This is a genomic window from Dyadobacter diqingensis (assembly GCF_024220585.1).
Taxonomy (GTDB): domain Bacteria; phylum Bacteroidota; class Bacteroidia; order Cytophagales; family Spirosomataceae; genus Dyadobacter; species Dyadobacter diqingensis.
Map to the genome: position 1 here is coordinate 208,591 of NZ_JAMXKF010000001.1, position 14,212 is coordinate 222,802.

General features: G+C 43.9%; 13 protein-coding genes. 4 read left to right on the plus strand and 9 right to left on the minus strand.

From position 1 onward, the window contains the following. Positions 1 to 2 precede the first annotated feature (2 nt). The 6 genes from M1L62_RS00835 to M1L62_RS00860 form a co-directional block, all read right to left on the minus strand. Positions 3 to 785, minus strand: a complete 783-nt coding sequence (locus tag M1L62_RS00835; protein ID WP_254411105.1) for an endonuclease/exonuclease/phosphatase family protein — start codon at positions 783 to 785, stop codon at positions 3 to 5. A gap of 188 nt (positions 786 to 973) precedes the next feature. Then, complete coding sequence (locus M1L62_RS00840; RefSeq protein ID WP_254411106.1) at positions 974 to 1,306, minus strand: L-rhamnose mutarotase; 333 nt, start codon at positions 1,304 to 1,306, stop codon at positions 974 to 976. A 12-nt stretch (positions 1,307 to 1,318) separates the two neighbouring features. Further along, positions 1,319 to 2,146: an amidohydrolase family protein gene (locus tag M1L62_RS00845; protein ID WP_254411107.1), complete on the minus strand. Its 828-nt coding sequence runs from the start codon at positions 2,144 to 2,146 to the stop codon at positions 1,319 to 1,321. A 60-nt stretch (positions 2,147 to 2,206) separates the two neighbouring features. Beyond that, positions 2,207 to 3,070 (minus strand): fumarylacetoacetate hydrolase family protein, encoded by an 864-nt coding sequence (locus M1L62_RS00850; protein ID WP_254411108.1) that lies wholly within the window; start codon positions 3,068 to 3,070, stop codon positions 2,207 to 2,209. A 147-nt stretch (positions 3,071 to 3,217) separates the two neighbouring features. Then, entirely contained in the window at positions 3,218 to 3,991 is a 774-nt protein-coding gene (locus M1L62_RS00855) for an SDR family NAD(P)-dependent oxidoreductase (protein ID WP_254411109.1), read from the minus strand. Positions 3,992 to 4,099: 108 nt separating this feature from the next. Beyond that, positions 4,100 to 5,752: a UxaA family hydrolase gene (locus M1L62_RS00860; protein ID WP_254411110.1), complete on the minus strand. Its 1,653-nt coding sequence runs from the start codon at positions 5,750 to 5,752 to the stop codon at positions 4,100 to 4,102. Between the two features lie 324 nt (positions 5,753 to 6,076). Between M1L62_RS00860 and M1L62_RS00865 the strand changes: the two genes are divergently transcribed. From M1L62_RS00865 to M1L62_RS00880, 4 genes are all read left to right on the plus strand, one after another. Next, positions 6,077 to 6,958 carry an AraC family transcriptional regulator gene (locus tag M1L62_RS00865; RefSeq protein ID WP_254411111.1) on the plus strand — a complete coding sequence of 294 codons (882 nt, stop codon included), beginning with the start codon at positions 6,077 to 6,079 and terminating at the stop codon, positions 6,956 to 6,958. Between the two features lie 259 nt (positions 6,959 to 7,217). Beyond that, entirely contained in the window at positions 7,218 to 8,852 is a 1,635-nt protein-coding gene (gene ade, locus M1L62_RS00870; RefSeq protein ID WP_254411112.1) for an adenine deaminase, read from the plus strand. A 156-nt stretch (positions 8,853 to 9,008) separates the two neighbouring features. Further along, positions 9,009 to 9,590: an RNA polymerase sigma factor gene (locus M1L62_RS00875; RefSeq protein ID WP_090341629.1), complete on the plus strand. Its 582-nt coding sequence runs from the start codon at positions 9,009 to 9,011 to the stop codon at positions 9,588 to 9,590. Between the two features lie 177 nt (positions 9,591 to 9,767). After that, on the plus strand, positions 9,768 to 11,042 hold the full coding sequence (locus M1L62_RS00880) for a replication-associated recombination protein A (protein ID WP_256527617.1): 1,275 nt from the start codon (positions 9,768 to 9,770) through the stop codon (positions 11,040 to 11,042). Between the two features lie 37 nt (positions 11,043 to 11,079). Here M1L62_RS00880 and M1L62_RS00885 read toward each other — a convergent pair whose 3' ends face one another. The 3 genes from M1L62_RS00885 to M1L62_RS00895 all read right to left on the minus strand — a co-directional run bounded on the left by M1L62_RS00885 (position 11,080) and on the right by M1L62_RS00895 (position 14,209). Further along, the gene (locus M1L62_RS00885) at positions 11,080 to 11,604 is read right to left on the minus strand and encodes a DUF892 family protein (RefSeq protein WP_254411113.1); all 525 of its coding nucleotides are present in this window, start codon (positions 11,602 to 11,604) and stop codon (positions 11,080 to 11,082) included. Between the two features lie 608 nt (positions 11,605 to 12,212). After that, positions 12,213 to 12,503 (minus strand): hypothetical protein, encoded by a 291-nt coding sequence (locus M1L62_RS00890; RefSeq protein ID WP_254411114.1) that lies wholly within the window; start codon positions 12,501 to 12,503, stop codon positions 12,213 to 12,215. A 122-nt stretch (positions 12,504 to 12,625) separates the two neighbouring features. Continuing rightward, positions 12,626 to 14,209 carry a RagB/SusD family nutrient uptake outer membrane protein gene (locus M1L62_RS00895; protein ID WP_254411115.1) on the minus strand — a complete coding sequence of 528 codons (1,584 nt, stop codon included), beginning with the start codon at positions 14,207 to 14,209 and terminating at the stop codon, positions 12,626 to 12,628. Positions 14,210 to 14,212 lie beyond the last annotated feature (3 nt).

A 14,212-nucleotide genomic window follows, 5' to 3' on the forward strand; every position in this document is an offset into this window, starting at 1 on the left:
TTTTACCAAAATTCAATCGTTGCCATAATGGGATAATGATCAGAAACTTCCGGGTGATTTTTAATAACCTTATATCTCTTCACTCTCACCTTGTTGTTCATCAATACAAAAATATAATCGAGCCTGTCGCCGGGCAGGCCTTCACTCCAGGTTTCCATCTGAGAGCCGCGGGCAGCGTCCTGCCACTTCTTCCGGAATGAAAAATAGGGTTGTTCGTTGGGGCGCGCTCCCATATCCATCCCTAAAACCACCGGCTGAATACTCGATTCCAGTAAGCGGTTTACAAAAGCAGCCTGCAAGGCCCTGTCGACCACCGACGCATATTCCAGACGTGCATTACAAAAACGAAAGGTCAGGTTCTTTGCCACGCGGATCAGTCCGCATTGCAAAACCCGGGCATCAGATCCCTTTGTCATCGGCAAATTGAACTTTTGCGTTTTTTCAAAAGGCCATTTCGACAATAGACCCACCCCTTGCGACCCATGCTCCGTGCTGTCTGCTACACCATAGGCATAATACATGCCCGTCTGAATAGCAAGCTGCCTCATCTGAAACTGTACTTTCCCGTTATTTTTTAAACTATCTACTGCCTGCAAGGCAATCAGCTGAGGTGAGTTTTCTTTTATTATTTTCAAAATCCCCATCAGATTCGACTCGTCGTTCAAATCCAGGCCATGACGGACATTGAAACTCATTACCTTGATCTCAACCGGCCGACGAGGCTGTGAGGAAAACAAGGTGATGGTTAAACATATTAAGCTGATAATCAGTACTAACTTTTTCAATCTATCAAATAGCTAAGTAAAACGCCTCCTGTCAAACCGTAATTTAAAACCATTGGATTAAAAACTACAATCTGTATTGGGTTAATTCCTAAGAAGTTTCTACCTAACTTTTGTTGAGTAACGCTGGTCTTTGCTAGTTTTAAAAGCTATTTTTCAATTGCGGCTAAAATTATTACGCTCATTTTTTGCTAAACCAAAGCAAAAATCTTGTCCATTAAAACCCATTTCTCACCTTCTTTGGCAGATGGCAGGGCTTGCTGGTATTTCCACATAAGCTGCTCCCAAACCTGAACATCCGGATTGGCCGCATCCATTGCGCTTTTTGTTTCAAAACTAAAATCATCGACTGTCTCCATGATCATAAACAGCCGGTTTTCAATCCGGTAAAGCTCCATCTGCGTAATTCCCGCATCCAGAATACTTTTCTTGATCTCCGGACGTGGCACGCGGTGATGCTCTTCATACTCAGCAATCATTTTCGCGTCGTCGACCAAATCCAGAGCAAGGCAATATCTTTTCATCTTTATATTTCTTTAATCGAGCGAATAAAACTTAGCAGCATTTTCTCCCCAGATCTTATTCTGTTCGTTTTTTGAAAGCTTTGACACATAGTTAACCAGAACATCTTTCATGGCGCCATATTCAGCCGCGACCAGACACACGGGCCAGTCCGAACCAAACATGAGCCGATTTACTCCAAAGGCTTCAAAAACAACATCCAGATAAGGCACAAAATCAGCGTTCTGCCACGAATACCAGTCTGCCTCCGTAACCATCCCGGAAATTTTGCAACTTACATTCGGAAGTTCGGCCAATTTTTTGATGTCCTTAGCCCAAGGTTCAATTTCGCCCTTTTTAATATAGGGTTTGGCAATATGATCGAGCACAAAACGTACATTGGGAAGCTGTTTTGCAAAAGTGTAACTGGCTTCAAGCTGCGTCGGATAAACAAGGATATCATAGGTAAAGTCAAATGCAACCAACTGCCCTACCCCTTTTACAAAATCGGATTGAAGCAAAAAGTCGTCTGGCTCGCCCTGTACAATATGCCTGAAACCTTTCAGCTTCTCAAACTGCGAACAAACCTCCAGGCGCTCATACAAATTCTCTGCACGAAGATCTATCCAGCCCACTACCCCCTTGATGAAATCATCCGCCTCGGCGAGCTGTAACAAAAACTCCGTTTCCGTATTGGACTGATCGGCCTGAACCGCCACGCACCCATCTACGCCATTTTGCTCCAAAACAGGTTTCAAATCAGCCGGCAGGAAATTCTGGCGGATTTTTTGCATCTCCGGCGAAATCCAGGAATCTCTTACCGGATCATAAATCCAGAAATGCTGATGGGAATCAATTACCATTTTTTACATTTTATGTTGCTCCGCTATGGACAATAAATGCCCATAGCGAAAAATATCTGTTTAAACTGCTTTGTAAGGAACTGCCTCCTGCTTCTGCTCACCCAATCCTTCGATGCCAAGCTCAACGATATCGCCTGGTTTCAGATAAAGCTGTGGTTTCATGCCCAATCCAACTCCGGCTGGCGTTCCTGTCGAAATCACATCACCCGGCAGCAGCGTCATAAACTGGCTTAGATAACTTACCAGAAAACCAACCTGGAAGATCATATCAGAAGTGTTGCTATCCTGAATTTTGTTGCCGTTCAGCGACAACCACAGATCAAGGTTATTGGCATTTGGAATATCAGAAGTAGTAACCAAATACGGCCCGATAGGCGCGAAAGTGTCATTACTTTTTCCTTTTACCCATTGGCCACCACGCTCCAGCTGATAAGCGCGTTCTGAATAATCGTTATGAACCGCATAACCAGCCACATAACTCAAAGCATCAGCTTGTTCTACATAACTTGCTTTTTTGCCGATCACAACCGCCAGCTCAACTTCCCAGTCTGTCTTTTCAGAACCACGTGGAATAACAACTTGGTCATTAGGTCCTACCAACGCCGAAGTCGATTTAAAAAATACGATTGGCTCTTTTGGCAATTCTGTTGCACCGGATTCATAAGCGTGTTTCGCATAATTCATTCCGATACACACGATTTTAGATGGACGGGCAATACAGGAACCGAAACGGAATCCCGGTTCAATGCGCGGTGCTGATGCCGAATTTGAAGTCAGCCAGTCAGCCAGACGGTTTAATCCGTCGGTCGCAAAAAATTTCTCGTTATAATCTTCACCAAAAGCAGACACATCCAGCAACTCGCCAGATGATAATACTACACCAGGTTTTTCTTGTTCGTAAGCTCCAAAGCGGAAAAGTTTCATAGGTTCTAGGTTTTGGCTGTTAGCTTCTGGCAAGTAGCCGTTTTATGGGTATTAAAATAATTTTATTATAACTTTCGAGAATGACCTGATTTCATTATCTATTGGGTGTCAACTGGCATCTAATAGCTAAACACCAATCGCTAAAAGCTAATTATTCAATTTCTCAAATCCCCCGTCAATCAAATAATCACAACCTGTGATGAACGATGCTTCGTCTGAGCATAGGTATAATGCCAATGCACCGATTTCGTCGGGTTTGGCCATTCGGCCGATTGGTTGCGTTTTCGAGAGTTTTTCAAACATCTCAGCTTCCTGTCCCGGGTAATTTTTTGAAATAAACCCGTCCACAAAAGGTGTATGCACACGCGCCGGAGAAACGCTGTTGCAGCGGATTCCGTCGGCCAGATAATCTTTGGCAACAGACAAAGTCATGGAATAAACCGCCCCCTTGGCCGTCGAATAGGCAAAACGATCTGGTATACCGACTGTCGCCGCAATGGATGCCATATTCAGGATCACGCCACCGCCCGCTTTTTTCAAATGCGGGATCGTTGCAAACAAGCAGTTATACACGCCTTTGACATTAACGTTGATCACTCTGTCAAAATCCGTTTCAGCTGTATTGTCAGCCCGGCCAACATGCGCGATTCCGGCATTGTTGACAAGAATATTAATCGTTTGCTGTGCAGCAATTCCATCAATAACATTAACAACATCAGCTTGCTTTGAAATATCAATGGCGTGTGCCTCAGCGCTTCCACCCTGTTTTTTTATATCTTCTGCAACCTGATTGGCAAGATCAATATTAAGTTCCAGAATATGAACATGCGCTCCTTGTTTCGCGAAAGTCTGCGAAATGGCCAGGCCAATTCCGCTTGCACCTCCCGTTACCAAAGCCACTTTGCCGGTTAAATCAAACATGTATTTTACAATTAAATAATAAGATCAAGAGTCTGAATAAAAAGACCGATGATTAAAAACTTTACTCCCCGGGATAAATCCCGGGGCTACAAAATGCGCTATAACCGATTAAAGCGAAACACCTCTTTTCCATGGAATAAAGTCATCCTGGCCAAGCTGCTGTGCTTTTGTCAGTTCACCACTGGCAACCCGGATTACATATTCCAATAAATGGTCGGCATTTTGCTCCAAAGACTGAGAACCATCCACTACCGGACCGCAGTCAAAATCGATCACATCCGGCATACGATTTGCCAGAATAGTATTGGTGGCCACTTTTGCGACCGGACAAATCGGGTTCCCGGTCGGAGTGCCCAACCCGGTTGTGAAAAGAATGATATTGGCACCAGCTGCTGTTTGTCCTGTTGTTGCTTCCACGTCATTGCCTGGCGTGCAAACCAACGCCAAACCCGGCTCTGTTGCTCTTTCTGTATAATTTAAAACGTCGGAAATATAAGCGTTACCACCTTTTTTAGCAGCTCCGGCCGATTTAATCGCGTCGGTGATCAGACCGTCTTTGATATTACCCGGCGATGGGTTGAAGGCAAATGCTGAACCCACGGCTTCTGCTTTCCCTGCATAGTCACGCATAAGTTTCTCAAACTTGGCAGCCTTTTCTTCGGTAACACAGCGGTTAAGCAATTCCTGTTCCACACCGTTAAGTTCTGGAAACTCCGCCAAAAGCGTTTGTCCACCCAGCCCTACCACGATATCAGACAAATGTCCAAGAACCGGATTCGCTGAAATTCCTGAAAAACCATCAGAACCTCCGCACTTCAATCCAACCGAAAGTTTTGACAACGGAGCTGGCTCGCGTTCCTGCTTGTTCATTTCCGTCAAACCAAGGAAAGTTGACTTGATCGCACCGGAAACCAGTGAATATTCAGTTCCTTTCTGATGCTCAAAAGCATAAAATGGCTTGTTAAAATTCGGATCACGCTTTTTGATTTCGTCCTCCAAAGTTTGAAGCTCCGAATTCTGACAACCCAGGCTCAAAACTGTAATCCCCGCAACGTTAGGATGCACGGCATAGGCGGCAAAAAGCGCACATAACGTGTTCGCATCTGTACGTGTACCGCCGCAGCCGCCTTCATGTGTCAGGAATTTAATTCCGTCAACATTGGGGAACGGACGATTTTTTGTCTGCTGCTCTCGGGTTGGCTCTGTAAAACCACCCAGATTTTGCATGCGTGACATATCACCTGACTGATAAGCTTTCAAAAATTCGGCTACCTGGCCGCGGTACATATCCGTTTGTGCATAACCAAGCTCACGCTCAAAAGCGTCTTTCATGATCAGCACATTGCGGTTTTCACAAAATACCAAAGGAAGAACCAGCCAGTAGTTGTAAGTCCCCACACGTCCGTCGGCACGGTGATATCCGTTAAAAGTCCGGCCCTGCCAGCGGCTTACATCGGGTTGGGTATATAAATATGGTTTACGGTTCGCCGTGCTGTAATCCTGCGAATCGTGTTTTAAATTGAAAGTCGTAATCGGCTCACCGCGTTTGATCGGCTGTTTTGCTCTTCCCACCAAAACACCGTACATAATGATCGCACCGCCCGTTTCTATATCTTCCGTTACAAACTTATGCTTGGAAGAAACGCCATAAGGCAAAAGATAACGCACACCATCCCACTCTGCCTCGGCACCTGTCGGGATATCCCTTAATGCAACGATAACATTATCAGCAGGATGAATTTTTAAAAGATTGGACGCCATAGTCTCAATAGAAATAAGTATTAATAAATGTTCATGATGTGAATCTGAAATAACTTCACGCAAAAGGAACACACTTCCCTGTTTAACAGAGACGAGTTATTCAGCTTTTACCCGGCATAGCTAAAGCATACATCTTAATTATATACTGCAAATATGCCGAAATAGTACATGTTGTTATCCAAAATAAAAATACCAATATTTCTTATTGAATTTTAACACAAATGAATAGAAATATAAAGAGGCGTTGTTTCATAATTATAGCAAATTTTTCAATAATTTTGGCATAAATATTAACCTAACTGATAAAATATTGTCATTTTAACTGTGAAACCGCAATTACTCAAGGTTCCTAAGGGATTACAGCAATCGTTTAGCATCAGAAGGGATGTAGTTTTGTATTTCTACAACCGCTGGCATTATCACCCCGAAATTGAACTGGTGCACATCGAACAGGGCTCCGGAACGCAGTTTGTCGGCGATAATATCCAGAACTTTCAAAGCGGCGATCTGCTTTTAATCGGACCAAATTTGCCACACTACTGGCGCTGTGACGAAAAATATTTCAAGGGAGATTCTAAGCTCTATGCCCAGGCGACGGTGCTGCACTTTTCGGCTGACATCTTTGGCGACACGTTCCGGAACCTCCCGGAAAACAAAGCGATCAACGAACTGCTCGACAAAGCCAAGTGGGGCATGAAGTTACTGGGAAAAGAAAATCAGCAAATCAAGATTTTGCTGCAAAACCTGCTGGACCAGACCGACGGCAATCCTGTCATTTCATTACTGCAAATTCTGGAAACACTCGCGCATAGTAAGGATATCAAGCTGCTTTCCAATAGCCATTATCAGGAAGAGTACGATCAGCACGACGAAGACCGTATCAACCAGATTTATAAATATTCACTCAGCAATTTTCAGCAAAAAATCACGATTGAAGAAATTGCAGAAATTGCCAACATCAGCCCCAACTCGTTCTGTCGTTATTTTAAAAGCCGCAGTCGGAAAACCTATTCACAGTTTTTGCTTGAACTTCGGATTGGTCATGCCTGTAAACTGCTAATCGACGGCAAACTGAGCGTGGCGCAAATCTGTTACGAAAGCGGCTTTAATAATTTTGCCAATTTCAACAGGTATTTCAAACTGCATACCGGAAAGAGTCCGCTGCAATACCAAAAAGGATATCGCGCGAGTTCTGTGATTTCCTGATCATTTTTCAGTTCCCATATCTTTTAACTTTCAGGCTATTTCTTTCTGTATTCATTACCGGTCCGACGGCTTTTTCGCCGTCGGACCGGGCGAGCCCGTCGGATGGCTTTTTCCGCCATCCGACGGGTAAAAAACACAGCCAGTAAGGTTAAAAAATGCCCTCAGACAATAAAGATTTCCTTTCCGGTTGCATTAAAATAGATTATACCAGACCTTGCGGGTCCAATACAACAGGCATTTGCCAAAATCAAATCTTCAAATGAAAGCCAACCTTATTAACATCTTTGATAAAACCATTCAGGAAGCTGAAATCATTGTTAAAGACTCGATCATTGAAAACATATATATAATAGGACAAGAAAACGTCGACCTGCCTTATATTTTACCAGGCTTCGTGGATGCGCATGTGCATATAGAAAGTTCCATGCTCACACCCGCACAGTTCGCCCGGCTGGCCGTCGTGCATGGATCGGTGGCTACTGTTTCTGACCCGCATGAAATTGCCAATGTCGTGGGCGTGGCGGGCGTGGAATACATGATCGAAGACGGAAAACGTGTCCCGTTTAAATTCTGTTTTGGCGCGCCCTCCTGTGTTCCTGCGACCGTTTTTGAAACGGCAGGCGCCGTTGTTGATCCGGAAGATGTAAAAAAAATGCTGGCAAGTGATGATATTGGTTATCTTGCCGAGGTTATGAATTTTCCGGGCGTTTTAAATGGTGATCCTGATATGGTCGCCAAAATCAACTGGGCAAAACATTTTAACAAGCCCATCGACGGCCACGCACCTGGGCTTCGCGGCGAGGCTGCCCGACAATATGCATCCAATGGGATCTCAACGGATCACGAATGTTTCACGTATGAAGAGGCCAGGGAAAAGATCGGTTACGGCGTAAAAATCCTGATTCGTGAGGGAAGTGCAGCCAGAAACTTCGATGCTTTAATTCCGCTGCTGGCCGAATTCCCGGACCATATCATGTTCTGCTCGGACGACAAGCACCCCGACAATCTGGTGGAAGGGCATATCAACGTACTCATCAAAAGAGCGATTGCCCTTGGTCATAACATCTGGCATATTTTACAGGCTGCATGCGTCAACCCGGTTGTGCATTATAACCTTCCGGTAGGGCTTTTGCGCGAAAAGGAGCCGGCTGATTTCGTCGTTATCGATAACATCACCGACTTTAACATCCTCCAAACCTATCTGGACGGCGTGCTGGTAGCCGAAAACGGAGTTTCACTTTTGCCTGATCTCCGCAGCAAACATATCAATCAGTTTAATTGCAACCCGAAAACGCCGGAAGACTTCGCCTGCCCGGTTTCGACACAAACCAGCGGAAAGCTCCGTGTGATTGAAGCCCTGGAAGGTCAGCTCATTACCAATGCACTGGTTGAAAATTATAAAACCGAAGGCGACTTAATCGTCTCTGATACGGATCAGGATATTTTAAAGATAGCCGTTGTCAATCGTTATCAAAACGCAGCGCCTGCCATTGCTTTCATCAAAAATTTTGGTTTAAAGCAGGGCGCCATCGCCTCGACAGTCGCTCATGACTCTCATAACATTATCGTCGTTGGCTGTGACGACAACAGTATTTGTGAGGCTGTCAATTTATTGATTGAAGCTAAAGGTGGCGTATCGGCTGTGGGAGTCGGTGAAAAACATATGCTGGCACTGCCCATTGCCGGGCTCATGACCGATGTTGACGGATATACAGCCGCAGAATCGTACACAAAAATTGACCAGTTTGTAAAAACGCAGCTAAAGTCCACATTAAAGTCGCCATACATGACTTTATCTTTTATGGCTTTATTGGTAATTCCTTCTATTAAACTAAGTAACAAAGGCCTTTTTGACGGTGACAAGTTCGAATTTGTACCTTTGGTGATACAATGAGTTACTTAATTGACTATAATTGCATGATTAATCTATTGGATGTAATTTTTTCTTGAAAATATTTTTTTAATACGTTTTTTTATAAATATATTTACAAGTGTAAAAATGACCCTTAATAATTATCATTCCTAACCTTAGTTAATTCCTAACCTTACAATGGCTCACTTACGCTACAAACAAGAAGAAGAACTTTGTTTTTGGGATCAGTTCAGAAAAGGAGACGAAAACGCTTATGCATGCCTTTACCGCTCATACGTTCACATCCTTTATCAATACTGCTCACAGTTTACGATTGATAAGCCGCTTATTAAGGATTGTATTCACGATTTATTTGTGGAACTCTGGAGAAACCGAACAACGCTGGGTGACACCACATCTGTTCGGTTTTATCTTATGGCCTCGATTAAGAGGAAATTAGTTCGTCATTTGAACGCTCAGCAAAAGCATACAAGCAATGAGGATATTCCGGTGGAATACTGGCACATTCACACGCCATCTCATGAAAACCATATGATTTCCGAGGAAGAATTTGACTCGACAAATCAACACTTAAACGTTGCGATCAACGGCCTGCCGCGTCGCCAGCGTGAGGCAATTTTCCTGAAATTCTATATGAACCTCAACAACCATGAAATTGCCGACCTGATGAAAATCAATATACAATCGGTTTATAACCTTGTATTTGGTGCATTGGGAAATCTAAAAAAACAAATGACCTTAGACCGACTTACATTCTGATCTGAAAATATTTTTACATTTGAGAGAAAGCGTAGCAATCCTGTTACGCTTTTTTTATTTCCGTTTGATCGAAAACACGGTCAGTTAACGCCTAAGACCTCTTTTTTAAAGAGATTGAATGCATCCGTAAGAACTGTTGTTATTTAAATACAACAAACAAAACCACATTTCTTAATTATGATATCCCCGATTGCCACACCTCTTGCCGAAAGATTACGCCCGCATGTGCTGGACGACTACATTGGACAGGAAAAATTACTTGGTAAAAACGGACCTCTAAGAAGAGCTATTTTACAAAACACCATCCCTTCCATGATTTTCTGGGGACCTCCCGGTGTTGGTAAAACCACACTGGCTCTTTTACTATCCAACGCTACGAAAAGACAATTTTATAACCTGAGTGCGATAAGCTCAGGTGTAAAAGAATTACGTGAAGTACTGGCTCGTCCGTCGGGCCTGTTTCCGCCGATTCTGTTTATTGATGAGATCCATCGTTACAACAAAAACCAGCAGGATGCTTTGCTGGGCGCGGTGGAAAAAGGCCAGGTCACGCTTATCGGCGCAACCACCGAAAATCCGTCTTTTGAAATAAATTCCGCTCTTTTATCGCGGTGTCAGGTCTACATTCTGGAAGCTTTTGGCGAAGACGAATTAAAGGCAATCATCAACCGGGCGCTGGAAAAAGACGAATGGCTCAAACAGAAAAAGATCACATTCACGTCCTACGATGCCTTGCTTCGGCTTTCGGGCGGCGATGGCAGAAAACTGCTTAACCTGCTCGAACTGGTTGTACTTGGAAAAGGTGATGTGGAAGAAATCGAGATCACCGATGAATGGGTGACCGAAGTAGCGCAGCAAAACATTGCCCGTTATGACAAATCGGGCGAGCAGCATTACGATATTATTTCAGCTTTCATTAAATCACTGCGCGGAAGCGATCCCAACGGAGCCGTTTACTGGATGGCCCGTATGATCGTGGCAGGCGAAGATCCATCTTTTATCGCCCGCAGAATGCTTATTATGGCATCCGAAGATATTGGAAACGCCAATCCGACGGCGATGATCATGGCCAATGCCTGCATGCAGGCCGTCAACGTGATCGGGTATCCCGAGTGCAGAATCATCTTATCCCAGGTCGCCATTTACCTCGCTACCTCACCCAAAAGTAATGCAAGTTACCTGGCCATAGGTGATGCGATCGAGGCAGCAAAAAATACGGCGCATTTACCCGTTCCACTCCATCTACGCAATGCGCCTACCAAACTGATGAAGCAGATTGGATACGGAAAAGAGTATAAATATTCCCACGATTACGAAGGAAATTTCGCAAAACAGAATTTCTTACCTGACGAATTGAAAGGAACAAAATTATTTGAGCCCGGAAATAACGCACGTGAAGAGGAAATACGCAGAAAGCTTCAAAATTGGTGGAGCGACTGGTATGGGTATTGATTTATTGTGGAGTACTTGCCTGATTCGCAGCCCCAGCTCAGGGTTTTGAGTCAGGCACCTTTTTAGAATCCCTGTTTTTCAGAAGCCTTTCAGCCAGCTTTGTCAGATACTGGTGATTGTTTTTTTCTTCTCCTGCTACTGACGTTAGAATCTCTGTCACTTCTTCAATGTTCAGATCGTCAACCAGCTCTACCAGATGGTCGTAGGAAACAACTTCCAGATTTTTCAAATCACTGATATCGATTCGCCGCTTTTCCATCTTCGTAGCATCAGTTTTAATTGATTGAGACTCGGTATTCACTTTTATCTTGATTTCCGCCGTGGGCTGACTTTCCGGCTGAGCTTCTTTTATTTCAACTTTCGGAAAAACTGATTCCAGATTTTTAACATTCTCGTCTGTTTGCTTCCAAATGCTTTTCAGAGCCTTTGTTAATTTTTCCATATTCGATCTGGTTTCCATCTCTCGTAATGCTTCCTCGATTTTTTTTTCACCAAAATAGCTATTTCTGAGCTCAGACAGAAACAGTTCCTGGTATTTAATTTTTTTTTGGTTCTTGTCCATAGCGTGTCATGTCAAATAAGCCACAAAATTTATTCTACAATTTTACAAACTTTATTCTATACATCCTCAAATCGTGTAACTTAATTAATTCATTTATAGTACGTAAAAAGAGTAAAAAAGTAATCCTGCCTATATCAAAATATTCCAAAAACGATTAAATATTTTTATTTCCAAATTATCTCTACAAACTGTACCGACACTGCTATCTGTTCGAATCTCGTCGTTAAGAAAAGTAAAAACAAGTGGGTAAGTATTTGACTCCGTCATACGTTTTCTTAAAACCTGATTCCTTCTTTGTCACCAATATTAATACAATGAAACCTTATTTACCGGCTATTCACCTATTAAAAAACGGCCAAAAGAAAACGAATATGTAAACGCTGAGACTTTTAAACTGTAATAAGAACGAAGCGCTGATTCTGAAACCTGATATCGCAAATCAATAACACCTAATTTGGCCAACTAAGAAATTTCCTAAATCCTTTATAAAATGCAGGAATAAACGAAGCTCATAAGTGTTTACATGTTAACACATTAATGATAGAAAAAATTTTATTTTCACAAAAAAAGTCAACCGCGTATCGATTGACTTTCTGGCTGCTATTGATTTAAGATAAACCTTGCAAGAGCGGTTCATCGGGTTCTTTTCCTGGCAGTGGCTCCGGGCTTATTTCCGGCTCATCAGGCCGTGCAGGCGGCAGTTCGGGCTCAGGGACCAGTGGTGGCGTTTCAGGTTCTTTTTCCCATGGCGGGTTCTCCTGCGGAACCTCCGGGTTTGGATATTCAGGTCGCGGCTCAAGCGGTGGTGTTTCGGGTGGGCCTAACGGGTCGGGATACTGATGCCCCTGGCTTACCACCGATTCTTCTGACGCGTCTCCCGGGCTAATTATCTTTTTCATGATCTATCTATTAAAAAAATAAGAATGCGATAATCTCTACCGCATTCTTAAAATAACCATGCCTCATTTTTAGGATTTAAGCCAGCTAATTTGCTCGGTTTTTCCTTAGTCAATTTGCCGTTTTACCACCCAGTATTCTGCTTTAGGTTGGCATTAACATCCAGCTGCGCCTGCGGAATGGGATAAATCTCAAATTTGGGATCATAAGGGGTAAGCTTCGCCCCAACAATCTGGTCGGGCGTGATCGCGGCTATTTCTTCCTTTAATGTTCCCCAGCGGCGAATATCAAAAACGGTCGTAAACTCGCCTGAAAGTTCCAGCCGGCGTTCCATACGGATGGCCGCGCGTAGCTCCGCGACCGTGCTGGCTTTGGATAATGTGGCTTTGGCTCTTGTTCGCACGCGGTTGAGTAAAGGCAATGCCTCAGCAGATTTCCCGGACTCAGTCAGCGCTTCGGCCAGACACAGGATTACATCCGAAAATCGTAACTCGATCAAATCCGCGTTATATCCCTGCGCCGGCGAACCTGGAATACGCGGCACCCTGGCAATTTTGCCATAAGCTATGCCATAACCAGTCGTGGTATCCCCCATAAAAACGCCTGTTTTTTTATTGACATAAACCCTGACTTTGGGGTCATAAACAATACTATCCCCGGCTTCTGCGGCAAAATTCGGGTTGCCTTTGTAGCGGTATCTGTCAATCAGAGTGAAGTCTCTTCTTGTATCGCCTTTGCCAAAAAGTTTGTAAAAGTCATAAGTCAGCCCATAAGTGGTCTGCTCATCCCCATTTTGAAACCCCTGAGGAAACATAAAAAAGGGGAAGAAATTACCCTGCGGATTCGACTCATTGGCATAATAACCAAAGGACAAAACGACCTCCCGGTTACGCTCATTGGTTGCCGAAAATACATCCGCAAAGTTTTCCAAAAGCTCAAAGTTGTATTTTGATTCATTGGCTCCGACGACCTCCTTTAATTTATCAGCCGCTTTTTGAAAATATTCCGTTTTACCCAATGGCTTTCCGGCCATATGCAGATACACTTTTCCCAGCATCGCCTTGGCTGTGCCGGCAGAAACCCTGCCGATATCCGCGCCCTCGTAATTTTCGGGCAGATTTGCCTCTGCAAAAAGGATATCTTCGACGATAAAAGCATACGTTTCATCAATGCTTGAAGCCGGTGCGTAAATCAGATCGGATTGTTCCAGAGAATTGATTTCCTGTTTGATCAGCGGAACCCCGCCGAAATACCGGACCAGATTAAAATAGGCATAAGCTCTCAAAAACCTGGCTTCGGCAATGTAGACGTTAGCAATCTTGGTATCCTGCACCGCCTTATTGGCATTGCCGATAACAGAATTGGCACGGAAGATAGTTTTATAAAACCTGCCCCAAACCGAGTTGAAAGCGCCGTCTTTGGGTAAATGTCCAAACCGGTAATAAGGGTCAGATCCCGGGCCAAAAATACCCGCTGTTGCATACCGGTGCCCCGACTCGCTCAGCACAAACCGGTTGACCACATCGCTGTAATCGGGCGCAGTGTAACTCTGATAAACACCGAGTGTTGCTTTTTTCAAGCCATCTTCATCGGCAAAAACCTGGTCTTTGTTAAGAGATGAATACGGGACTTCATCGAGGTTATCCTCACACGACTGCATACCGATCGCCGTCAATAGCAAGGCTGCAAAATATATTTTAAGTTTCATGTT

What these genes read in the sequence shown, in the direction of transcription:
- M1L62_RS00840 (WP_254411106.1), bottom strand. Translation starts at nt 1,306, where the DNA reads ATGAAAAGATATTGCCTTGCTCTGGATTTGGTCGACGACGCGAAAATG.
- M1L62_RS00845 (WP_254411107.1), bottom strand. Translation starts at nt 2,146, where the DNA reads ATGGTAATTGATTCCCATCAGCATTTCTGGATTTATGATCCGGTAAGA.
- M1L62_RS00850 (WP_254411108.1), bottom strand. Translation starts at nt 3,070, where the DNA reads ATGAAACTTTTCCGCTTTGGAGCTTACGAACAAGAAAAACCTGGTGTA.
- M1L62_RS00855 (WP_254411109.1), bottom strand. Translation starts at nt 3,991, where the DNA reads ATGTTTGATTTAACCGGCAAAGTGGCTTTGGTAACGGGAGGTGCAAGC.
- M1L62_RS00860 (WP_254411110.1), bottom strand. Translation starts at nt 5,752, where the DNA reads ATGGCGTCCAATCTTTTAAAAATTCATCCTGCTGATAATGTTATCGTT.
- ade (WP_254411112.1), top strand. Translation starts at nt 7,218, where the DNA reads ATGAAAGCCAACCTTATTAACATCTTTGATAAAACCATTCAGGAAGCT.
- M1L62_RS00875 (WP_090341629.1), top strand. Translation starts at nt 9,009, where the DNA reads ATGGCTCACTTACGCTACAAACAAGAAGAAGAACTTTGTTTTTGGGAT.
- M1L62_RS00880 (WP_256527617.1), top strand. Translation starts at nt 9,768, where the DNA reads ATGATATCCCCGATTGCCACACCTCTTGCCGAAAGATTACGCCCGCAT.
- M1L62_RS00885 (WP_254411113.1), bottom strand. Translation starts at nt 11,604, where the DNA reads ATGGACAAGAACCAAAAAAAAATTAAATACCAGGAACTGTTTCTGTCT.
- M1L62_RS00890 (WP_254411114.1), bottom strand. Translation starts at nt 12,503, where the DNA reads ATGAAAAAGATAATTAGCCCGGGAGACGCGTCAGAAGAATCGGTGGTA.
- M1L62_RS00895 (WP_254411115.1), bottom strand. Translation starts at nt 14,209, where the DNA reads ATGAAACTTAAAATATATTTTGCAGCCTTGCTATTGACGGCGATCGGT.